Origin of the sequence: Limnobacter sp. SAORIC-690 (assembly GCF_002954425.1) — a bacterium.
GTDB classification, from domain to species: Bacteria; Pseudomonadota; Gammaproteobacteria; order Burkholderiales; family Burkholderiaceae_B; genus Limnobacter; species Limnobacter profundi.
The window spans coordinates 2,517,343-2,539,690 of sequence record NZ_MQVZ01000001.1 but is presented as its reverse complement, the minus strand read 5'-3'; the positions used below and the strand labels follow the sequence as shown (position 1 = coordinate 2,539,690).

At 52.8% G+C, this 22,348-nt stretch carries 21 protein-coding genes, 1 tRNA gene and 1 pseudogene; 4 read left to right on the top strand and 19 right to left on the bottom strand.

Annotated elements, in window-relative coordinates; genetic code table 11:
* The first annotated feature begins 24 nt into the window (after positions 1–24).
* Positions 25–2,636: pseudogene (gene cphA / locus BSZ31_RS12125) on the top strand (cyanophycin synthetase).
* On the opposite strand, the gene norR reads toward cphA, so the two are convergent.
* The gene (gene norR / locus BSZ31_RS12120; RefSeq protein ID WP_369907270.1) at positions 2,633–4,060 is read right to left on the bottom strand and encodes a nitric oxide reductase transcriptional regulator NorR; all 1,428 of its coding nucleotides are present in this window, start codon (positions 4,058–4,060) and stop codon (positions 2,633–2,635) included. The pseudogene cphA and the gene norR overlap by 4 nt on opposite strands.
* Positions 4,057–4,206, bottom strand: coding sequence for a hypothetical protein (locus BSZ31_RS17830; protein WP_369907269.1), 150 nt, complete (start codon positions 4,204–4,206; stop codon positions 4,057–4,059). The genes norR and BSZ31_RS17830 overlap by 4 nt, the downstream gene beginning before the upstream one ends.
* Positions 4,207–4,427: 221 nt before the next feature.
* On the opposite strand from BSZ31_RS17830, the gene hmpA reads away from it, so the two are divergent.
* Positions 4,428–5,570 carry an NO-inducible flavohemoprotein gene (gene hmpA / locus BSZ31_RS12115; protein ID WP_105028973.1) on the top strand — a complete coding sequence of 381 codons (1,143 nt, stop codon included), beginning with the start codon at positions 4,428–4,430 and terminating at the stop codon, positions 5,568–5,570.
* A 13-nt stretch (positions 5,571–5,583) separates the two neighbouring features.
* On the opposite strand, the gene BSZ31_RS12110 is transcribed toward hmpA, so the two are convergent.
* Positions 5,584–6,009 (bottom strand): response regulator, encoded by a 426-nt coding sequence (locus BSZ31_RS12110; RefSeq protein ID WP_105028972.1) that lies wholly within the window; start codon positions 6,007–6,009, stop codon positions 5,584–5,586.
* 73 nt (positions 6,010–6,082) lie between these two features.
* Entirely contained in the window at positions 6,083–6,415 is a 333-nt protein-coding gene (locus BSZ31_RS12105) for a BON domain-containing protein (RefSeq protein WP_105028971.1), read from the bottom strand.
* Between the two features lie 185 nt (positions 6,416–6,600).
* On the opposite strand from BSZ31_RS12105, the gene BSZ31_RS12100 reads away from it, so the two are divergent.
* Entirely contained in the window at positions 6,601–7,236 is a 636-nt protein-coding gene (locus tag BSZ31_RS12100) for a response regulator transcription factor (protein WP_105028970.1), read from the top strand.
* 15 nt (positions 7,237–7,251) lie between these two features.
* Here BSZ31_RS12100 and BSZ31_RS12095 read toward each other — a convergent pair whose 3' ends face one another.
* Genes BSZ31_RS12095 through BSZ31_RS12085 form a run of 3 tightly spaced genes read right to left on the bottom strand, consistent with a single transcriptional unit; the run spans position 7,252 to position 8,757 of the window.
* Complete coding sequence (locus BSZ31_RS12095; protein ID WP_105028969.1) at positions 7,252–8,037, bottom strand: sensor histidine kinase; 786 nt, start codon at positions 8,035–8,037, stop codon at positions 7,252–7,254.
* Positions 8,001–8,585, bottom strand: coding sequence for a CHASE3 domain-containing protein (locus tag BSZ31_RS12090; RefSeq protein WP_105028968.1), 585 nt, complete (start codon positions 8,583–8,585; stop codon positions 8,001–8,003). Before BSZ31_RS12090 ends, BSZ31_RS12095 begins: the two co-directional genes overlap by 37 nt.
* Before the next feature lie 4 nt (positions 8,586–8,589).
* Positions 8,590–8,757, bottom strand: coding sequence for a DUF1328 domain-containing protein (locus BSZ31_RS12085; RefSeq protein ID WP_105028967.1), 168 nt, complete (start codon positions 8,755–8,757; stop codon positions 8,590–8,592).
* Positions 8,758–8,945: 188 nt separating this feature from the next.
* On the opposite strand from BSZ31_RS12085, the gene BSZ31_RS12080 reads away from it, so the two are divergent.
* Positions 8,946–9,878 carry a diacylglycerol kinase family protein gene (locus tag BSZ31_RS12080; RefSeq protein ID WP_168426961.1) on the top strand — a complete coding sequence of 311 codons (933 nt, stop codon included), beginning with the start codon at positions 8,946–8,948 and terminating at the stop codon, positions 9,876–9,878.
* Between the two features lie 35 nt (positions 9,879–9,913).
* Here the strand turns inward: BSZ31_RS12080 and BSZ31_RS12075 are convergent.
* From BSZ31_RS12075 to BSZ31_RS12020, 12 genes are all read right to left on the bottom strand, one after another.
* Positions 9,914–10,004 (bottom strand) — tRNA-Ser (locus BSZ31_RS12075).
* A gap of 111 nt (positions 10,005–10,115) precedes the next feature.
* Entirely contained in the window at positions 10,116–11,372 is a 1,257-nt protein-coding gene (locus BSZ31_RS12070) for an aspartate kinase (protein WP_105028965.1), read from the bottom strand.
* A gap of 146 nt (positions 11,373–11,518) precedes the next feature.
* Positions 11,519–13,033 (bottom strand): amidophosphoribosyltransferase, encoded by a 1,515-nt coding sequence (gene purF, locus BSZ31_RS12065; protein WP_105028964.1) that lies wholly within the window; start codon positions 13,031–13,033, stop codon positions 11,519–11,521.
* 9 nt (positions 13,034–13,042) lie between these two features.
* Positions 13,043–13,534, bottom strand: a complete 492-nt coding sequence (locus BSZ31_RS12060) for a CvpA family protein (protein WP_008248980.1) — start codon at positions 13,532–13,534, stop codon at positions 13,043–13,045.
* Positions 13,531–14,244 carry an SPOR domain-containing protein gene (locus tag BSZ31_RS12055; protein WP_146106681.1) on the bottom strand — a complete coding sequence of 238 codons (714 nt, stop codon included), beginning with the start codon at positions 14,242–14,244 and terminating at the stop codon, positions 13,531–13,533. The genes BSZ31_RS12060 and BSZ31_RS12055 overlap by 4 nt, the downstream gene beginning before the upstream one ends.
* A gap of 17 nt (positions 14,245–14,261) precedes the next feature.
* The gene (gene folC, locus BSZ31_RS12050; RefSeq protein WP_105028962.1) at positions 14,262–15,668 is read right to left on the bottom strand and encodes a bifunctional tetrahydrofolate synthase/dihydrofolate synthase; all 1,407 of its coding nucleotides are present in this window, start codon (positions 15,666–15,668) and stop codon (positions 14,262–14,264) included.
* A 36-nt stretch (positions 15,669–15,704) separates the two neighbouring features.
* On the bottom strand, positions 15,705–16,583 hold the full coding sequence (accD, locus tag BSZ31_RS12045) for an acetyl-CoA carboxylase, carboxyltransferase subunit beta (protein WP_105028961.1): 879 nt from the start codon (positions 16,581–16,583) through the stop codon (positions 15,705–15,707).
* 33 nt (positions 16,584–16,616) lie between these two features.
* Entirely contained in the window at positions 16,617–17,432 is an 816-nt protein-coding gene (trpA, locus tag BSZ31_RS12040) for a tryptophan synthase subunit alpha (RefSeq protein ID WP_105028960.1), read from the bottom strand.
* A 15-nt stretch (positions 17,433–17,447) separates the two neighbouring features.
* Positions 17,448–18,701, bottom strand: coding sequence for a tryptophan synthase subunit beta (gene trpB / locus BSZ31_RS12035; protein ID WP_105028959.1), 1,254 nt, complete (start codon positions 18,699–18,701; stop codon positions 17,448–17,450).
* A gap of 23 nt (positions 18,702–18,724) precedes the next feature.
* Positions 18,725–19,360, bottom strand: coding sequence for a phosphoribosylanthranilate isomerase (locus BSZ31_RS12030; RefSeq protein WP_105028958.1), 636 nt, complete (start codon positions 19,358–19,360; stop codon positions 18,725–18,727).
* The gene (gene truA, locus BSZ31_RS12025) at positions 19,357–20,121 is read right to left on the bottom strand and encodes a tRNA pseudouridine(38-40) synthase TruA (RefSeq protein ID WP_105028957.1); all 765 of its coding nucleotides are present in this window, start codon (positions 20,119–20,121) and stop codon (positions 19,357–19,359) included. Before truA ends, BSZ31_RS12030 begins: the two co-directional genes overlap by 4 nt.
* Positions 20,122–22,347, bottom strand: coding sequence for a FimV/HubP family polar landmark protein (locus tag BSZ31_RS12020; protein ID WP_105028956.1), 2,226 nt, complete (start codon positions 22,345–22,347; stop codon positions 20,122–20,124).
* Position 22,348: the final 1 nt, after the last annotated feature.

Sequence of the window (22,348 nt, the reverse complement as noted above, 5' to 3'; positions counted from 1 at the left end):
ATGCACTCAACAGGTTGATGAATTATGAAAATTGAACGCATTCGCGCCCTGCGCGGCCCCAATTTGTGGAGCAAAAACACCAGCATGGAAGCTTTGGTGTTTTGCGAGGAAAATGAGCGCCTTTACGACCGCTTTGCCAACATAGAAATGCGTGTTCGCAGCGCCCTGCCCGGCATCGGTTCGCTACGGGCCACCGGGTTCGAGCAAAGCAACATTGCTTTGGCGCATATATTAAGCCGCGCAGCTTTGCGTTTTCAGGTTGATGCAGGGTCACAAGTTACCTTCGCCCATGTGGCCGACAACATCACCACCGGCTATTTCCGGGTGGTGGTGCAGTACGAAGAAGAAGATTTGGCCCGTGCGGCATTTGAAGAAGCGCACCAACTTATTCTGGCTGCGCTGGCAGGCGACGATTTCGATGCCAATTCAGCGATTGAACGCCTGAAAGAAATTTATGAAGACTGCAAACTTGGGCCAAGCACTGGCTCGATAGTAAATGCTGCCCTGCGCCGCGGCATTCCCATTCGCCGCCTTACTCAGGGCAGCCTTGTGCAACTGGGCTGGGGTTCAAAAGCGCGCCGAATTCAGGCAGCAGAAACCGACACAACCTGCGCCATTTCTGAAGAAATAGCCCAGGACAAAGACCTGACTAAAACCATTTTGTCCGCAGCCGGAATTCCCACACCCCGCGGCAAACTGGTGAAAACATTTGAAGAAGCCGTGGAAGCCTTTCGTGAACTAACAAAGGCCACCAACAAAGGTGTTGTAATCAAACCCAGCGACGGCAATCAAGGCAAAGGCGTGACTGTCAATATTGTGGACGAAGAGCACTTGCGGGTTGCCTTTGACGCTGCAAAAAATACGGCAGTGGCGTGCCCATCGTCGAGGAGTTCATCCCCGGCCACGATTATCGCTTCCTGGTGGTGGGCGACAAACTGGTCGCGGCCGCGCGCCGCGAACCTCCCTCTGTGGTTGGCGACGGCGTGCACACCATTGCCCAGTTGGTCGAAATTGAAAATCGCAACCCCTTGCGTGGCGAGGGCCACGGCAGTGCATTGAGCAAACTTCGCCTGGATGAAATTGCCATTGCACGAATCAAGAAACAGGGCTTTACAGCTGAATCGGTGCCTCAACAAGGTGTGCGAGTTGTACTTCGTAACAACGCAAACCTGAGCACCGGCGGGAGCGCCACCGATGTGACCGACAACGTTCACCCTGCCATGGCAGAAATGGTGATTCAGGCCGCACAGCAAATTGGTATTGAGGTTTGCGGTGTCGACGTGGTGTGTGAGCGCGTAGACGAATCACTTGAATCGCAAGGTGGCGGCATTGTTGAATTGAACGCTGCACCGGGCTTGCGAATGCACTTGGAGCCATCGATTGGCAAGGGGCGCGATGTGGGCGCAGCCGTAATCGACTTGATGTTCAAAAAAGATGAGAATGGTCGAATTCCAGTGGTAGCAGTTACAGGTACCAACGGCAAAACCACCACGGTTCGCCTGATTGAGCAAATTCTTCGTTACCACAATTTGCGCGTTGGTTTTACCGGCACTGAAGGCGTGGTGGTGAATGGACACCTGATCGACACAGGTGATTGCAGTGGGCCGAAAAGTGCACACAAGGTTCTGGTACACCCCGAAGCTGACGCTGCAGTGCTTGAATGCGCACGTGGTGGCATGCTGCGTGAGGGCTTGGGCTTCGACATGTGCGATGTAGGCATTGTGACCAATATTGGCGAGGGCGACCACCTGGGCCTGAATTTCATCGACAGCGTTGAAGACCTTGCGCTGCTGAAAAGCGTGCTGGTTCAAAACGTAGCCCCCAATGGTTTGGCCGTGCTGAATGCTGATGACCGACATGCCGCCAACATGGCCAAACTGACCCCAGGACGCGTGCTGTTTTTCACCAGCAACCCAGACAACCCGATTGTGGCCGCGCACAAAGCCAAAGGTCGCCCTGTGATTATTCACGATGGCCGCGTTATCAACATCAGCTACGACGACATGGAAAAAACCATTGACCTGATGGATGTACCGCTAACCAACAATGGCTTGTTTACCTTTCAAGTGCAAAACGTGATGTGTGCAGTGGCCGCCGCCCTGGGCCTGAACGTGCCATTCAACACCATTCGTGCCGCGCTCGGGAGCTTTCAGTCTACTCCCGACACGGTGCCCGGCCGCTTTAACTTCTTCAAGCACAAAGGGGGCTCTGTCATTGCCGATTACGGCCACAACCCCGATGCAGTATCGACGCTGGTCAACACGCTTAAAAACATCCCGGCAGTTAAACGTACGGTGGTGATCAGCGCCGCGGGCGACCGCCGCGATCAAGACATCATCGAACAAGGTCGCTTGGTGGGTGGCTTTTTTGATCATATCGTGTTGTATGAAGACGCCTGCCAGCGTGGCCGCCCAGATGGTGAAACGCTGGCACTGCTTCAACAGGGCATAGCACTTGCCTCCGGCAACAAAAAACCATCCGTGGTCGAAGTACGCGGTGAATTCAAGGCCATTCAAATGGCGCTGGACGAAACAGGCCCAGACCACTTGGTGTTGGTCTTGATCGACCAGGTCAATGAAGCATTGCAATACCTGCAGGAAAACACCACAGGCGAGCCCGCACGGGTATCTGCTTAAAGGCCAAGCCGCTTGAGCATGCGGTGAAAGTTACCGGAATCAAGCCCAAGCTGCCGTGCAGCTGCGGCTCGATTTCCATCCGTGTTATCCAGCACCTGCTGTACCAAGGCCCTGGAAAAAGCATCCACAGCATCCCGGTAAGGCATGCCTTCTGTCGGGGTGACCATTCCCGCATTCGGAATTGTTGCAAGGCCTTGGGCAGTCAGGGCATGTGTGTGCCTTGCTTCACTCACAAGGTCCAAGTGCTCTAGTTCTACAGTCACCATGGGGCCTGGTTCATCCCGGCGCGCTTTCAATGCGGCTCGCCCCAAAGTGTGTTCCAATTCCCGCACATTGCCCGGCCAGCTGTAGCGCTTCAGGGCAGCCTCGCACCCCCGCCCCAAGCGAAGGTTTCGCAAGCCCAAACGGCTGCGGTTCTGCTCCAGAAAATAGCCAGCCAGCAACACCACATCGTCTCCGCGTTCGCGAAGTGGCGGAATGTGTAAAGGGTAGGCACACAAACGGTGATACAAATCAGCCCTGAACCGCCCTGCTTTCACTTCAACCGACAAATCGCGATTGCTGGCTGCCACAATACGCACATCCACCCGATGTTCTCTGTCACTGCCCACGCGTTGCACCTGTCCGCTTTGTAAAACCCGCAACAGCTTGGCCTGCGCCGATGAGCTCAGTTCTCCCACTTCATCCAGAAACAAAGTACCACCGTCGGCCAATTCAAACTTGCCTTGGCGATCGCGCTCTGCACCAGAAAATGCGCCTTTGACGTGGCCAAACAATTCGCTTTCAATCAATTGATCTGGCAGTGCTGCACAATTAATCACCACCAAGGGTAAACTGGCCCGGCTGGACATGGCGTGCAAAGCTTGGGCCACCAATTCTTTGCCCACACCAGTTTCTCCGTGAATCAGAACCGCCAGTTGACTGTTGGCAACAGTCAAAATTTCATGTTTCAGTTCACGAATGGGCATGCTGTCCCCGATCATTTCACGGCGAGACAGCTGAACACCTTCCAGAGCATTCAAACCATTGCCCTCACCCTGCCCCAGTGACAAAGAGTTCGAATGTCGCTCAGTTTTTTCAGTCAGTTCAGCCACATGCACAACCGCCTCGCCCAAACGTGCAAACATGGCCATGGCGCGTTCAACTTTCACATCAAAAACACCGGCCTTCAATGAGTCCAATGTAATGGCACCCCACAATTTGCCATTCACATGCAGGGCGCAACCCATACAGTCGTGCACATTCAAATCCCCGGCGTGCACGCCTTCAAGCAATCCATCATAAGGGTCGGGCAAGGTGGACTTGTTCGGGAAATGCGTCACCCCCCGGTAAGTCACAATCGCATTCAAACGTGGATGCTCATTCAATTCAAAGCGGCGCCCAAGGCTGTCGGGAGTCAAACCACGAACAGCCAGTGGCCTCAAGGCCGAGCTTCCTTTCTCAGCAAGGCACATGCGTTGCCGGGCAATGCTGCAGCCAGGGAATTGACATAGCGCATATAGCGGGTTGATGGATCAAGGTCTGCGCCCAGGTCTTCAATCACTGCCAACACAAAACTGGACATTTCCACGGTTTAATACCTTAATTGTTAATTTAACAACCATTGTTTTAATCACAATATCAAATCGCTGTTGATTAAACAATGATTTGAAATATTTAACAAAATCATATTTCTTATTACCTTTTATTTTCAACAACTTATTAAAATACAAGGGTCTGGCATGCATCTTGATAGTGTTTGTCACTGAGAATCATGATTCAGTTTACAATCGAACAGAAAGGAAACACAGCATGTCAGTCAGCACAGAACAGAAACAGTGGATCAAGGCAACCATTCCCGCACTTGAACAGGGTGGCGAGGCATTGACCACGCACTTCTACAAACTGATGTTCAGTAAATACCCTCTTACCGCCACCTTTTTTAATCCCGCACACCAGCAAAAAGGCACTCAACCCCGCGCCCTGGCCAATGCAGTTCTGGCCTACGCCAAACACATCGACAACCCTGCTGTGTTGATGAACGCGGTTACCCTCATCGTCAACAAGCATGTTGCCCTGGGTGTCAAGGCCGAACACTACCCGATTGTGGGCGAATGCCTGCTGCAAGCGATGAAGGAAGTATTGGGCGACGCGGCCACACCCGAAATTATCGACGCCTGGGCGGCGGCTTATGGCCAGCTCGCCGATATTTTGATCAACGCCGAAGCAAATCTGTATGCCAAACAAGCCATGTCCACCGGAGGGTGGGAGGGGCAACGTGCTTTCACAATTGCCGAAAAAGAGCAAGAAAGCGAACTGGTCACTTCTTTTTATCTGAAACCTTTGGATGGCAAAGAGATCATGGCTTTCAAGCCGGGGCAATACATCACCCTGCACCTGAACCTGAATGGCACAACGGTCATGCGCAACTATTCCCTGTCAGACACACCCAACGGGCAACACTATCGAATCTCGGTCAAGCGTGAAGAAGGCGGCGTGGTCTCCAACCATTTGCACAAGCACCTGGCCGTGGGCGACACAGTACAACTAAGCCCACCCTGCGGTGAGTTTGTACTCGATGACAGCAAAGACCCCTTGGTGCTAATTACTGCTGGTGTTGGGCTGACCCCCGCCATCGCCATGCTGAAAGCAGCCGCAGGCCAACGCGAGATACGATTTATTCATGCCTGCAAAAATGCAGCGCAACACTCTTTCAAGAACTTGACCGAGCAATTAAGTACCCAGCACAGCAACATCACTGCCGAATACATTTATGAAAATCAGGATGGTTTACTCAACCCCCAAACCATTGCGAAAAACCTGCCCAACAATGCACAGGTTTACTTTTTGGGCCCAGTTGGCTTTATGGGCGCAGTGAAGAACATGCTGGGCAAGCTGGGCGTACCTGCCGAGCGTCAGCATTTTGAGTTTTTTGGGCCTGCACAAGCCATTTAAAGCCATTCAACAATCAGACTGACAAGCCTTTGGCATGGCCCGAGGCTTGTTTCTGCACAAACTCAAGCAACTCATCAATTTGAAACGACTTGTCAAAAAAGGCCTTCGCGCCCAAGCTTAAACAACGGTGTCGAATGATCAAATTTGAATAGTTGGAAAAAACCACAACGCCAATTCGTCTGTTGTTCCCATCCAGGCTGTCGTGCAGGTTTTTCAGCACACCCAAGCCAGTGCCAGACCGCAATTCCAGGTCCACAATTGCCAAATCGGTGTGATCATCCCTCATCACCGCCAAGGCATCGTTTTCAGACTCCACACTGGCAATCACCTCAACACTGGGAATTTCGCTCAACATGGCCTGTAGCATCGCCTGCAATTCAATGGAGTCTTCCACCAGCAACACACGCAAAGGCAATGAATTTGTACAATTCTGTTTCATGGGCAGACACCTGCAACGCCCCGCCAGCACGAGGGCCAGCAGGGCACTGGGTTAAAGTCGGCTCAATCTGAGCTTATGACTTGGGCTTCAATTCAATCTTGTTGGAAACGGCTTTCACACCTTCCACCTGCTTGGCCAACACCTCGGCACGCTCCACCTCTGCTTCAGTTCTGGCCTCGCCCGACAGCACCACTACACCTTGCTTGGTTTCCACATTCACACGCAAGGCGCTCACGGTTTCGTCCTCTGCATGTTTGGCCTTCACCTTGGTGGTAATGGTGGCGTCATCCACATACTGTCCCACTGCTTTCATGGGTTCCTTCCCCTGCTCGGCTGCGTACACAGGGCTCAACGCAGACAACGCAACACCAGAGGCGATCAAGGTTTGAGTGATCAATTTTTTCATGGTTGTACTCCTTCAAGGTTATTGAACTGACTACTGACAAGAAATCGAGATCAAAGGTATGTATTGATCAAGCTTCATGCGTTCAATACTACGGAGTGTCCAAACGTTGATCTGTCCGACAAAGACGATTCGCTTGTAGGACCAGTCTGGCCTACCCACCTGATAACAACACAAGGAATATTCAAATGATTCGACTGGCCATTGTTGATGACCATGCAATTGTGCGTGCAGGATTTCGGGAAATGCTCAATGAAGAACTGGGCATGTCCATTCAGTTTGAAGCCGGCACCGCAGAAGAAGCCCAAAACCTGCTGCGTCAACACAACTGTGATGTGTTGATGCTTGACCTGTCCTTGCCCGATCAAAATGGCATCGACCTGCTGCGGGCAGTCAAACAACGCCATGAAGAAACACAGGTGTTGATCATCAGCAGCTTTTCAGAAGAACGCTACGCCTTGTCCATGATTCGTAGTGGGGCGAGTGGCTACTTGTGTAAAGACTGCGACCGCAGCGATCTGATCAATGCGATCCACACAGTGGCGCAGGGTCGGCGCTATATTTCCGCCAACACAGCTGAACTATTGGCCCGTGAAATGGCTGGCGAAAGTGACAAGCCAGCGCATCAGGAATTGTCTGAACGAGAAATGCAGGTTTTCATGCGCCTGGTGAGGGGAGAAAGTGTGTCTACAATTGCACAGGCACTGCACCTGAGCGTAAAAACAATCAGTACTTATCGATCAAGGCTACTTGAAAAACTGGGCGTGAACAGCAATGCCGAGCTGGCCACCTATGCGCACCAACACTGCTTGGTGCTTGATTAAGCAAGCCAAGGTTGTTTAAATAGGCATGTGCACTTCAATGCGTGTGCCTTGGCCCATGCATGAAGCAAGTACCAGCCGTGCATTGAACATTTGGGCGCGGTGTTTCATGCCCGCAATGCCATGGCCATGTAACTCGATGTTCTCGGTGTTAAAACCAATGCCGTTGTCACGCACACTAAGAACTACCATTCCCGGCTGTTCAATCAAGCTCAACTCAACCTTGCTGGCTTTGGCGTATTTCCGGACATTGGTCAACGATTCCTGCGCCACACGAAACAAAGCCAGCGATTGCTCTGGCGACAAGTTCACGGAATGCTCAGAAAAATGCATCTCCACTGGCATGTCAATTTCAAACTGCTGCCCCAATGAGCGAAGCGCTTCAACAAGACCGAGACCCTTGAGCAAAGGGGGCTGAAGGTCATCGACCAAACGGCGCGTCAGTGAAATGGTGCTTCCAATATTTTCAATCAAACGCAGCATCCGCTCTTGAATACTGTCGTCCACGTGTGCACCCAACGATCGTCGCAACCAGCTGGCGTCCATTTTCGCAGCGGTCAACGCCGACCCCATTTCATCATGCAACTCGCGGGCAATGTGCTGGCGCTCCGCCTCCTGCGCAGTGGTCAGGTTGGTGGCCAAATTGCTTAATTCAACAGTGCGCGCCTGCACCTTGGCCTCAAGGCGACTGTTTTCCGTTTTCAACAACTCCTGAATTCTGGCGCGCAAGGCCACCTGCCTTTGTTGCACCACAAACAGGCTTAGGATCAGCAAAAGCGAGGCAGCACCCAGCGCATACCCCACATACTGAATTTTCCCGCGCGCGCCAAATACATGTTTTCAAGATCCTGATGCGCCTTCTCCCTTCGCGCTTTTAATATCGCAAGGCGAACCCGAATCTCGTCCATCAGTTGCTTGCCAAGCTCACCGTGCTCTTCTGACACAGCCACAGGTGCCTTGCCCTGGCTCAACATATCACCAAGGTACTGAAACTTCGCATCCACCAAACGCTTCAAGTCCTGCAAATCGGCATGGTCATCCGAGCCTGGCGGAATATCGAAGTTCATAGAGGCCATGAGTGGCTCCAACCGCGCCGCAGCGCTGCGGTACGGCTCAAGATAGATATCGTTGCGCATCAACAAAAAAGACAATGCGCTGGCTTGTGCGTCCACCAGCAATACCCACAATTGGTCCAGACGATCTATGCGCTTTTGATTGATGTCCGACAGGGCCACTACCTCGGCATTCATTCGGGAATGGGTATAAGTGATACCCAACAAGGCAAGCACCATCACGCAGCCAAACGCCAAAAGCCAGTAGGGACGAATTTGACGTTTGACAGATGACGGCATGGTGCTAAGGTTTGGACTTAATCAAGTTAAAAACGAACGTGACCACTGCAAGCACGATGAAAATGAAAAACAAGACCTTGGCAATTTCCACTGCGCCCGCAGCAATACCGCCAAAACCAAACAGGGCTGCAACCAATGCAATGACAAAAAACACAACAGCGTAGTGCAACATAGTCAACTCCTCGGGTTAACAAACGGTTGACGCCTACTGTAAAAGCCATTTGCGAGAAAGTAGGTCGGCCTTCTCTGAACATGGTGTAAGTGACATCCTACAAACCACAAAAAAGCCCGCTTAATCATCGGTTTGCGGGTGGAGAAATCAGTTAAATTCAACTTAAATCATTACGTAACAAAATCACCGTGATTCTTGTCATTGCAAACCCCAAAGCCGGGTATCTCAAAACACGCAACTCAAGTGGCAGTCTTGCGGAAATTCACCGCATCTTGGGCAATGCCGGGCATGTGGCATTAACTCAAAATGCCGCAGAACTGGAGCAGGCGCTTTTGTCCTACAAAGACGCCCCACCCTCGGTCATTGTCCCCTTTGGAGGCGACGGCACTGTTTCAGCGGCACTGGGCGCTGCAGCCAAGGTGTGGGGAGACCATGCAATACCAGCTATTTTCCCCTTGCATGCCGGCACCATGAACATGATTGCCTGGGACGTGTACCCAAAAACAGCACCTCTCAAAGCCCTGCGTTGGTTGGTTGAGCACCAGGCCAACACGCACCTGCACAGCTCGCCGCGTTACCCCATTAAAACCTCCAGTGCACAATATGGCTTTGTGTTTGGTTTTGGCGTCACCGTGAACTTCATGCATGCTTACTACAGCATGGGCAGTGGTCCAATTGCGGCTACAAAACTGTTGGCCAAAATAGCGTGGGGAATCATTCGACGCAGTCCGTTCGTAGAAAACCTGTTCTCTACGGTCAAAGGGCAGCAAGCTCGCGACAATGCCACACCACAAAGGTTTGCATGGCAGGCCTGCCTGGCGCTCAGTATTCAGTGCTTGCCATTGCGGTTTCGTGTTTCTACCAGTGGCGGTAACAAAGCCAAACAAGACATGTGCCTGATTGCCGGTGTACCGAACAAACTGCCTCTGGTGCTAAATTTGATCAGAATTTGGTTCGGTGCCATGCCGCGTAGCATTGGCGTGGAACGAAGTACCGTAGCCAAAATTGAATTTCAATTTGATTCGCCCACAGCCTGGCAGCTGGATGGCGATGTGCACGCGCCATTGTCTTCGATTCAAATCAGCAGCGCCCCGGCAGTGCAGTTTGTGGCGATGGAATAAAAAAAGGGATCCCACGCGGGATCCCTTTTTCATTCTGGCGGAGACGAGAAGATTCGAACTTCCGATACCCTTTTGGGGTATGCTCCCTTAGCAGGGGAGTGCCTTCGACCACTCGGCCACGTCTCCAGAAGGCCGAATTATACACGGTTTCGGCCAAAATGTTGAATGCTGGCGCAAATCGCTTTCACGCAAATTGCACCGCATTCCCATCACTCAAAACTCAGCCCAAACTCCAGTTCAAGCCGCCTCTTTTTCCAAACCGAAGGCCTTGTGTAGCGCACGAACTGCCAATTCCATGTACTTGTCGTCGATCAACACCGACACCTTGATTTCAGATGTAGAAATCATCTGAATGTTGATGCCCTCTTCCGACAAGGTTTTGAACATCAGGCTGGCCACGCCCACATGTGAACGCATGCCGATGCCCACAATCGATACCTTGCACACGTTGGTGTCGCCCGCCACTTCACGTGCACCCACGCTACCCTGAATCTTGTTTTTCAACAAATCCATGGTTTTGTTGAATTCGTTGCGGTGTACGGTGAAAGTGAAATCGGTGGTGCCATCCGAACCCTGGTTCTGGATGATCATGTCCACGTCGATATTTGCCTCAGCAACCTGACCCAAAATTTGGTAGGCCACACCGGGCTTGTCAGGCACACCACGAATGGTCACTTTTGCTTCATCACGGTTGAAAGCGATACCGGAAACAACAGCCTGTTCCATATGTTCATCTTCCTCAAAAGTAATCAGCGTGCCAGACACTTTTTCTTCGTCCAGCGACATCATTGGGTCGGTCAAGCTAGAAAGCACACGAGTGGGCACACGGTACTTGCCTGCAAATTCAACGGAGCGGATTTGCAGAACCTTTGAGCCCAAAGAGGCCATTTCCAGCATTTCTTCAAAACTCACAACGCGCATGCGGCGTGCCTCGGGCACCACGCGAGGGTCGGTGGTGTACACCCCATCCACATCGGTATAAATAAGGCACTCAGCCGCACCCATGGCGGCAGCAATGGCCACCGCAGAGGTATCAGAACCACCACGACCCAGCGTGGTTTGGTTACCCGCCTCATCAATGCCCTGGAAACCGGTGATGATCACCACCTTGCCAGCATTCAATTCGGCTTTCACTCGAGTGTCGTCAATCGACTCAATGCGTGCTTTGGTGTGGCTGCTGTCGGTTTTTATAGGTACTTGCCAGCCAGAGAAACTGATTGCTTCCAGGCCTTCAGCCTTCAAAGCCATGGCCAACAAGGCAACAGATGCCTGCTCACCTGTGCAACACAGCATATCGAGTTCTCGGGGATCAGGCTCAGCCTGAATTTCCTTGGCCAAGCCAATTAGACGGTTGGTTTCGCCAGACATGGCCGATGGCACCACCACCATTTGAAAGCCCGCGCGATGCCATTTGGCGACACGCTTGGCTACATTCTTGATACGTTCTGTGGACCCCATGGAGGTGCCACCGTATTTATGTACTATCAGTGACATAGTCAGATCGCCCTGCACAAATAAAAAGCGCGAACCATTTCGCGCTTTTAAATCAATCAGTTGAACATTTTACCCCAAGCGCTGACTTAAAACTGACAAAAGCATGAATTCCGCTTGGTCAAAAGTCAGCGATTGTGAACCCCCGCTTACTGGTTCGCCGAATACCCTAGATTCATTTGCAAGCCACCCGATTCCAATACCTCTGGGTGCTTGCGCATGTATTCCAGGCGATCCAGGTATTCAGTGGTGACATCACCGGTAATGTACGAACCATCAAAACAGCTGGCATCGAAAGTTTGAATTTTTGGATTCAAGTCACGCACAGCACGCTTCATGTCGGCGATGTCTTGATAAAACAGAGCATCTGCGCCAATTTCAGCGCAAATTTCGTCGTCAGTGCGACCTGAAGCGATCAACTCATCGCGCGTGGGCATGTCAATACCATACACGTTCGGAAAACGCACGGGAGGCGCAGCCGAGGCAAAAATTACCTTCTTGGCACCCGCTTCACGAGCCATTTGTACAATTTCCCGGCTTGTGGTGCCGCGCACAATCGAATCGTCTACCAACAGCACTGTTTTGCCTTTGAATTCAACAGAAATGGCATTGAGCTTTTGACGAACGCTTTTTTTGCGAACAGCTTGCCCGGGCATGATGAAAGTGCGGCCAATGTAACGGTTCTTGATAAAACCCTCGCGGTAAGGCACACCCAACTGGTTCGCCAGTTCCAGCGCAGCCGGGCGGCTGGAGTCGGGAATGGGCATAACCACATCAATTTCACCGGCAGGCATGCCCTTGCGAATTTGGTCAGCCAGGTATTCACCCATTTTCACACGGGCTTCATACACGCTAATGCCATCCATCACGGAGTCGGGGCGAGCCAAATAGACGTACTCGAAAATACAGGGGTTCAGCGACGATTTCTCCGCACATTGCTGGGCATGAAGCTTACCGTCGAGATCGACAAACACGGCCTCGCCCGGATCAATGTCGCGCACAAACTCAAAGCCCATGCCCACCAAAGCCACCGATTCTGATGCAAACATGTACTCGGTGCCCTGCTCTGTTTCAGCCTTGCCCAAAGCCAAGGGGCGAATGCCAAACGGATCGCGGAATGCCAACAAACCATAGCCTGCAATTTGAGCCACGCAGGCATACGCACCGCGCGCACGGGCATGCACACCCGCCACCGCGCGGAAAATGGTGACCGGGTCAAGCGAATAGCCTGAGGCATTGGATTGCAGCTCGTGGGCCAACACGTTGAGCAACACCTCGGAATCTGAATTGGTGTTGATGTGGCGGCGATCATTCTTGAACAATTCAGCCTTCAAACGCTCGCTATTCGTGAGGTTGCCGTTGTGGGCCAACACCAAGCCATAAGGCGCATTGACATAGAAAGGTTGCGCTTCATCTGAACTGGCGGCCGAACCAGCTGTGGGGTAACGCACATGGCCAATGCCCATATTGCCGGGCAATGAACGCATATTGCGTGTGCGAAACACGTCGCGTACCAGCCCATTGCCTTTGGACATGGAAAACGAATTGCTGTGTGCCGTGGCAATGCCTGCAGCATCCTGGCCACGGTGTTGCAACAACAGCAAGCTGTCGTAAAGAATTTGATTAACAGGAGAAAAACCGGCAATACCGACAATCCCGCACATTGAAAGCTCCTAGTAGCGCACCCACTTGGCCACACTTTCGGGCAAATGCGGTTTGATTTCTCTCATCGCATCCACGGCCAAAGGGGACAACATGGCATTTCGCCAAAATGGCTGTTCCGGAAGCGAGGTGAAGCCTGCCCCAGTAACCAGCACCAACACAATAAATAAACCACGCGCGAAGCCGAACGTGGCACCCAGGCCACGGTCCGCAAAACCCAAACCCGCTGCAGCAACAATTTTGCCCAACAGAGAAATCAGAATGGCACCCACCAACATGGTTGCAAAAAACGCAGCAGCACAACCAATCAGTGCTTTCATGGGCGGGCTCAACGATTCAGCCCAGTCCATGTAAACAGCCAAGTCTGCACCATAACGATTGGCCACCCAGAAGGCCAATACCCAGTTGGCCAGCGACAGCACTTCTTTGACCATGCCGCGGAACAAACCCAGAATGACCGACAGCACCACCACCGCAATAACGATGTAATCAAATATCGTCACTGCACTACTCTCCCTGAGGAGTAACCCGCAGCGGCCAACTTGGCTTTGGTTTCATCGGCCTTGGTCTGACCTGAAATTGGCCCCACCCTGACCCGGTATACCGTGCCATTGCCAGTGCTTGTGGACTCCACCTTCGCCGGGAAACCCTTGCCACTCAATTCTTTGCTCAGTGCATCTGCGCGAGCCTTGTCGCTGACAGCAGCAACCTGCACCCAATACACCTCAGCCTTGGCAAATGCCGCAATCGGGTCTTCAACCTTGGGTTCGGCTTTTGGTTCTGACTTAGGTTCAACCTTGGGTTCAACCTTGGGTTCAACCTTGGGTACAGGCTTGCTCTCGGGCTTCGTCTCAAGCTTTGGCTTAGGTTCAGGCGCGGGTTCAGAAACAATAGGGGGCGGTTCTACGGCAGGCGCAACGGGGGCAATTGCCACGGCCTTTTCTTGAGTCGACCGTGGTGCCTCAATCTTTGCTTGCTTGGGAACCTCGGCAGCCTGCGCTGGAATCTCTGCAGATGGACGATCAGGTACCACCAACTCCACGTCACTGCTGGTTTGGGATGGTTCGTTTTCAACCAAAGCGGGAACGATGATGATGGCTGCCAGAAAAAGCGCAATGGAGCCCACCAACCGCCTTCTGGACCTGCGTTTCAACTCATCAACCGGATCGTTGTTGACTTTGTTCCTGGCAGTAGAACGCGAATTTGAACTCACCTGCACTCCTGAAAAAATTAACCGGGACGTTTTCGAAGCGCTTCTTTGGCTTGCATGGCCTGCGCCACAACCAGGAAGGATCCAAAAACCAGAATTCTATCATTGGGTGGCACCGCAGAAGTGACCACCGCATACGCTTGACCCACACTCTCGTAGCTCTGCACGCTTTTTTCTGGGGGCTGCTTTGCAATACCCCCTTTGGCCAGTGCCTGGGAATTGCCAACCCAGTCAAAAGCCCCAGCATCTACACCGGCCAGTTCAAGCTGCTGCCTCAACTGGGCGGTGCTGCGCCCCCGGTCACCTTCAAGCGGTACCAGGTGCCAATGGTCTACCCTGTCTTTCAAGGCCTTGACCACTTCTACAGCGTCCTTGTCTGCCAGCATCCCGAAAATACAATGGGTGTATGGAAAAAAACCCATGTTGTCGAGGCTTTCACGCAAGTGCGCGGCAGCATGGGGATTGTGTCCAACGTCCAGAACCACCGTGGGTTGACCCGGCAGCACTTGAAAACGCCCTGGCCACTCCACCAAGAGAAAACCCTGCCGAATCGATTGCGCTGGCACAGGCAAACGATCCCGCACAGATTCCAGCGCAGCCAACGCTGCTGAGGCATTCAACAATTGGTTGGTACCACGCAAAGCCGGGTATGCGAGTGCAGCACGGCGCATGGTACGCCCGCCGTAGGCCCATTGCTGCTTGTCGCCACTGTAGTTGTAGTCGCGCGCAAACAGCCACAAATCGGCACCAATTGAATTGGCATGGTCGATCACGCTTTGTGGCGGCTTGGGGTCGCCTACAATGGCGGGCTTGCCTGCTCGGAATATACCCGCCTTCTCGCGGCCAATGCTTTCCCGGTCGGGCCCAAGAAAGGCTTGATGATCAAGATCGACGCTGGTGCAAATCGCGCAGTCGGTGTCAAAAATATTGACCGCGTCCAATCGGCCACCCAAGCCCACTTCCAGAATAACGGCATCGAGATCCAGACGAGAGAACACCAAGGCCACTGCCAGCGTGGTGAACTCAAAATAAGTCAGGGAAACACCCGTTGCGATGCGGGCCTGTTCCACCTGTTCGAAGGCGGAAATCAGCTCCGGCTCCTCCACCTCGGCACCATTGACGCGGGCGCGTTCAGTAAAGCGGATCAGATGCGGCGAGGTGTACATGCCCACCTTGTAGCCCGCCTGAATCAGAATGCTTTCCAGCATGGCGCAGGTTGACCCCTTGCCATTCGTACCCGCTACTGTAAACACCACGCCATTTAAGGCAAAACTCATGTGTTTCTGAACCACTTTCAAGCGGTCCAGACCCATATCAATTGGTTTGCTGTGAATCGACTCCAGATAAGCCAGCCACTCATTCAATGCCGCATTGGCGGCTGGCTTCATCGGTTTGGAAGGGTTTGGTTGGGGTACTGCTTGGTTCATAAGTATTCAGGCTGCTAGTTTTCAGGCCGCTCGGTTTCAAGCCGGCTGGTCAATCTGTTTTTTCATCAACAGCGCCAGAAGGCTGGTCAGGGTTTTCTTCATTTCACGGCGATCTACAATGCAATCCACCGCACCCTTTTCCATCAAAAACTCGGCACGCTGAAAACCTTCAGGCAAGGTTTGACGAACAGTTTGTTCGATCACGCGTGGGCCGGCAAAACCAATCAAGGCTTTGGGCTCTGCAACCACCACATCGCCCAGAAAAGCGAAACTCGCAGAAACGCCGCCCATCGTAGGGTCGGTCAGCACAGAAATATAGGGAAGCTTGGCCTGACTCAACTTGGCCAGCATGGCCGAGGTTTTTGCCATTTGCATCAGCGAACCCAAGCCTTCCTGCATGCGAGCGCCGCCAGAGGCCGCAATGCTGATAAACGGAACATTGGCGTCAAGCGCCGCCCGCACGCCGCGACAAAAACGTTCGCCCACAACAGAGCCCATTGACCCCCCCATGAACTCAAATTCAAAGCAGGCAATGACCACCTCAATTCCGTTCATCACACCTTTCTGAACCACCAAGGCATCGGTTTCACCAGTGGCCTCTTTGGCTTCATTCAAACGTGCAGTGTAACTTTTGCTGTCTTTGAATTTCAAAGTATCCATGGGCAGCACTTCCTGCCCAATTTCAATGCGCTCATCATTGTCGAACAACAAATTCAGGCGCTCGCGAGACCCGATGCGCATGTGATAGGTGCACGAGGGGCAAACCATGGCATTGCTCACCAAATCATTTTGATAGAGCACTGCATCACAGCTCTTGCATTTCGCCCAAATACCTTCAGGAACGCTTTTCTTGGCTGCGTCGCCGGGTGTCTTTGAGGAAATGCGCGGTGGAATAATTTTGTCAAACCAACTCATACACTTTCCCTTGCTGAGGATTTCTTTTGGAAGTTATTGTGTCGTGCCAAATTGCGCATCCAGCGCAGCACGAATCGGGGCAATAAACTTGCCCGCCAAAGCGGCGGCCTCTTGTGGGCTACCTGCTTCTAAAAATTGAATCAATGCAGAGCCAATCACCACCGCATCTGCGGATTGTGCGACACGGCATGCCGACTCGGCATCGCGAATACCAAAACCGACGCCCACGGGCACGTCAGTGAATTTGCGAATGGTGGGCAACTTGGAACTGACTTCCGCAGCATTCAGGTTTTGCGCACCAGTCACGCCTTTCAGCGACACGTAATACACATAACCGCTGGCTGCCTTTGCCACTTTTTCAATGCGCTCATCGGAAGAGGTAGGTGCCAGCAAAAATATAGGATCCAGTTCAGCGGCACGCAGGTATTTGGAAAACTCAAGTGACTCCTCGGGCGGGTAATCCACCACCAATACACCATCCACACCCGCCTTTTTTGCCTCGGCGACATACTTTTCAACACCCATGCGTTCGATGGGGTTGGCATACCCCATGAGCACGATTGGAGTGTGTTGGTTGGTCTGACGAAACTCAGCGACATAATCCAGAATTTTGCGGGAAGTCACTCCCTTTTCAAGCGCACGTTCGCTTGAACGCTGAATAACCGGGCCATCGGCCATGGGGTCAGAAAACGGCACGCCCAACTCAATGACATCGGAACCTGCATTGGCCAAGGCATGCAACATGGCCACAGTTTGACCCGGGTCGGGGTCACCGCCGGTGACGAACGGAATCAGGCCCTTGCGACCCTCTTCTTTCAATTTTGCAAATACTGCTTTGATTCTTGACATGGTTTTAATAGAAATTTATTTCTTGTTGCAGGCCATTTCTGCACCTGTTTTGCAATCGGGGTGGCAATAAAACTCGGCGCCACTCAGGCGCGCCACGGTGTGCATGTCTTTGTCACCACGGCCCGACAGGTTTACCAGAATCACTTTGTCTTTGGGCAGGGTTTTGGCCAGCTTCGCGGCATGGGCCAAGGCATGGCTGCTTTCCAGCGCAGGGATGATGCCCTCAATGCGGCAGCACTGGTGGAAGGCTTCAAGCGCTTCAGCATCCGTAATGCCCACGTATTCGGCCCGGCCAGAATCCTTCAGCCACGCATGCTCGGGGCCAACGCCGGGATAATCCAGACCCGCGGAAACCGAATGGGTTTCAATAATCTGACCATCATCGCTTTGCAACAGGTAGGTACGGTTACCATGCAACACGCCCGGCGTGCCAGCGCTCAGCGATGCAGCATGCTTGCCAGTTTCAATACCCTCGCCCGCAGCTTCCACGCCCACCAGCTTCACGCCATCCACGTTCAAATAGGGATAGAAAATACCCATGGCGTTTGATCCGCCACCTACACAGGCCAGCACATAATCTGGCTGCTTGCCCACCATGGTCGGCATTTGCTGAATACATTCGCGACCAATTACGCTTTGGAAGTCGCGAACCAACATGGGGTATGGGTGTGGGCCCGCGACGGTGCCAATGATGTAAAACGTGTCTTCCACGTTCGTCACCCAGTCGCGCATGGCTTCATTCAGGGCATCTTTGAGGGTTCTGGAGCCAGAGGTGACCGGAATAACTTCAGCACCCAACAGTTTCATGCGGAATACGTTTTGTGCTTGCCGGGCCACATCTTCCTGACCCATGTACACCACACACTTCATCCCGTAACGCGCAGCCACAGTGGCCGTAGCCACGCCGTGCTGGCCAGCGCCTGTTTCCGCAATTACACGGGGTTTACCCATGCGCTTTGCCAACATGGCTTGCCCGATGCAATTGTTTACTTTGTGCGCGCCAGTGTGGTTCAAGTCTTCCCGCTTGAAGTAAATTTGTGCCCCACCGACCAAATCAGACCACCGCTTGGCGTGATAAATGGGACTGGGGCGACCCACAAAATGTTTCAGTTCACTTTCAAACTCTGCCAAAAATTCGGGGTCGTTTTGATAATGCGCATAGACACTTTTCAGTTCTTCCAGGGCATGAACCAGGGTTTCAGACACAAAAGTTCCGCCATAGGGGCCGAAATGACCGGTGGCGTCTGGAAATTCATAGGGTTTGTTCATGATGCTGCTCAATCTGGGTTCACTTACAACAGCCCTGCATCGGCTTTCTGGACCGCTTTGCAGAACATTTCAATTTTTTCGACGCTCTTTACGCCTCGCGCTGACTCAATCCCGCTGGACACATCGACGCCATAGGGTCGCAAGCCATGAATGGCCTGTTCCACATTGCTTGCATCCAACCCCCCGGATAATACCAAAGCCTGCTTCAATTCACCCGCTTTGGGCAGCAAAGACCAATCAAAAGTATGCCCTGTTCCACCATACGCCTCGCTCCATGAATCGACAAGAAGCGCCTGCGCAGAATGAAACCGAACACTCTCCTGTCGCAAGTCAACACCAGCCTTCATACGAATGGCTTTGATGTAGGGGCGTCTGAAACTGTCGCAAAACTGTGGACTTTCATCGCCATGAAACTGCAACAGCACATTGGGAATTTCTGAAATGACAGAATTGACGAAATCAGCCTGCGGATTGACAAACAAGGCAACCGGGGTTTGCCACACACCCAGACAACGCGCAAGCTGCCCCGCCTGCGCCACTTCAATGTGACGCGGTGAAGGCGGATAAAACACGAAACCCACTGCATCAGCCCCGGCCCGAGTGGCCGCACGCACCGTGTCTTCGGTTTGAAAGCCGCACAACTTGATTCGGGTTCTCATGAAAACAATTCCTGTATGCCGTATTGCTCGGGGTACTCAATATTCCACAAGCTTAAGCCCTGCGCGGGATAAGTTTTTGCCGCCAGGCTTCTGTTTCTAGATTCCAAAACATCCCTTAACCAGCTTTCGGCTTGCCTGTGCTGGCCCACTTCCATCAGGCTGCCCATCAGGTTTCTTACCATGTGGTGCAAAAATGCATTGCCATGAATTTCAAAGTAGCAATGGTCACCGGCTTCAATCAGATTAAGCGCATACAGCGTACGCACAGGGCTTGCTGCCTGGCATTGCGAGGCGCGAAACGCACTGAAATCATGTGTGCCCAACAAACATTCCGCTGCACGGCGCATGGCGGCCAAATCAAGCGGGTAATGCACCCAGGTCATAAACGGTTTAAATGGATCCCTAACAGGAGCACTGTAAAAATAGTAACGATAAGTTCTTGATATCGCACTGAAACGTGCGTGAAAACTTGCATCAAGCTGTTTGGCACCGAGCACCGAAATGGTGGGCGGCAAACTGTTGTTAACGCCTTTGACCCAGGCCGTCAGCGGCCTGTCGGCTGCTGTATCAAAATGCACAACCTGTTGGCGGGCATGTACGCCAGTGTCCGTTCGGCCCGCACAAATTAAAGCAATGGGCTCTTGGGCAATTGCTTCTATGGCCTTGGTCAAGTGGTCCTGGACAGTTCGACCATGTGGTTGTGTTTGCCAACCTTCAAACTCATGGCCGTCGTAACAAAGGCCCAAGGCCACTCTGTTCATTTAGTTCAACGTAGCCAAAAGCGCCTTGGCCTTGCGAACCTGGTCCACATCGCCTTTTTTCACGATTTCGTTCAACAACTCTTTGGCACCATCTGCATCGCCGATTTCAACGTAAGCGCCCGCCAAGTCCAGCTTGGTGGCAACTTCCTGCCAGGTGGCATCGTCCACTTTTGGGTTGGGCACGTCAACGTCGAGGTCAACAAGCGTCTTGTCAATGGCCTCTTCAGGAACGGCACCCGGCCCATCAACATTGGATTTGTCAGTGTCGTCTTTCAACTCAGCCTGTTTTTCACCCACTGTTTCTTCGCCAATCAAGTCATCAAATGCTGCATCAATTTCTCGCGCATTCACATCGTGCTGAGGCAAAGGTTGCTTTCGCAATTCATCCAGTTCTTCCTGAGCCGCCAAGGTGCCTTTTTCGATTTCATCCAGGTCATCAAGAATCGAACCTGATTTGGATTCGTTAGGCTCTTCCTCAGGGAAATCCAGCGTGACCTCGCTGTCCAATGATTCTTTGTGTTGCAGTGCTTCCTCAGAAGCTTCATTCAGTTCGGGAATGTCATCAGCCACGGCTGGCTTATCTTCCGCTTCCACGGGGGCTGCGTGAAGTTGCGTCACCTCTTCAGGTTCGGCCTGCTTCAAGCGATCACTCAGTACTTCATCCAGATCAAAGTCAGAATTTTCAGCCTGATTCAGACTGCTGGCCCGCTCAGCTGCAATTCCTGCACTGGCTGCCGCAATGGCCTCATCAAATTCATTCACTTCACTGAAAGAAGAATCGTCCTCGGCCTCGAGCTCATCTTCCTCGTTTTTGGTTTTGTTCTTGCGTGCACGGGCAATCAGCAACAACACAAGCAACACAAGCAAACCACCTGCACCTGTCAAAATCCAGGGCAACCAGTCAAAAGGCTGCTCTTCTGCTGCTGCTTGCTGCACTGGTGCCTGTACACCATCGCTGCTGGCGGGCTCGTCGGCCACCGGCGATTCAGCAGCAGGCTCGTCGGCACCATTCTCTGCAAGTGTTTCCGAGGGTACTTCAACAGCTGCTGGCTCAGTAGTGGCATCAGTCCCAACTGCCGGGCCATCAGCTGCAGGTGCGGCAGGCTCGCTGCCCAGGTCTTTTTGCATGTCGAGCAAACGCTGCAAGTCACTTACGTTCTTCTCGAGCAAAGCAATTCGCTCATTCGCCTCGGCGAGTGCCTTGTTTTTGGCCACCAGCTCCTCTGCGTTGGTATCGGCATTGCTTGCACCTTGGGCTGAGCCGGGTGCAATTTGTAATCGGTCAGCCGGTGCACCCGCATTGGCCTTGGGCGCTTGATCTTGCGGAGTAATGCTGCCCTCGGCACTGGTGGCGTCTGCCGCTGCAAGCTGATTGTCAACAGTCAGCAAACCAATTTGGCGAGCGTAAGCGGAGTACACATTGCGATCGTCGTTTTGAGCAAGAATCAGCAAAGCTTCATTGGCATTGCGGGCTCGCAGCGCCGCACGATTGGGAACCTGAATTTGGGCGCCCTCACGAATCAGGTGTACGCTGCCATTAATAAATGAGGCTTTGTTGGCCTCGTAAATTGCAGCCATGGCCTGGTTCAGGGTGACGCCGTCTCCGACCAGTTGCAAAGCCAACTCCGACAGAGTGTCGCCACGCTCAACATTCAAAGTACCTTCAGGCACAGTGGGCGCTGAAGCCACTGGAGCTTTGGAGACTGCAGGTGGTTCGGAAACCGCTGGCGCTTTTGGCGCAGTTGCCTTGGGTGCCACAGCAGGCGGTGTCATCGGCGGGCGAATTTCAGGAAGACTCGTTGCGGGTTCAGCCGCCTGGGCCACACCAACAGGCACAGTCAGGGTATATTCCCGCGCAACACGGCCACCCGCCCAGGTCAATTCAACCAAAGTGTCGATGAAACCAGCAGGCAAAGGCTGCGCAGAGGTAATTTTGACAAGCGCCGTACCGGGCTGAGGGCCATCTTGTACTGCAAACTGAAGACTCTTCAGGTTCGGATCCATGCTCAGGCGGGCAGCTTTGAAAGCCTCTGCGGAAGCCAGCTTGGCCTGCAAGGAAGCGCGTTCCTCTGGCAACACCAGATCAACCTGAATTTGCGCCAGAAAAGGCTCGCCTGCACCCGACAGCACTTCAAGCTTACCGAGCTGTGCTGCCTGCGCGAAGGAACTTGCCAACAAACCTGATGCAAAAACAAAGGGCAGAATCTTCTTTTTGGTATGCCTCACC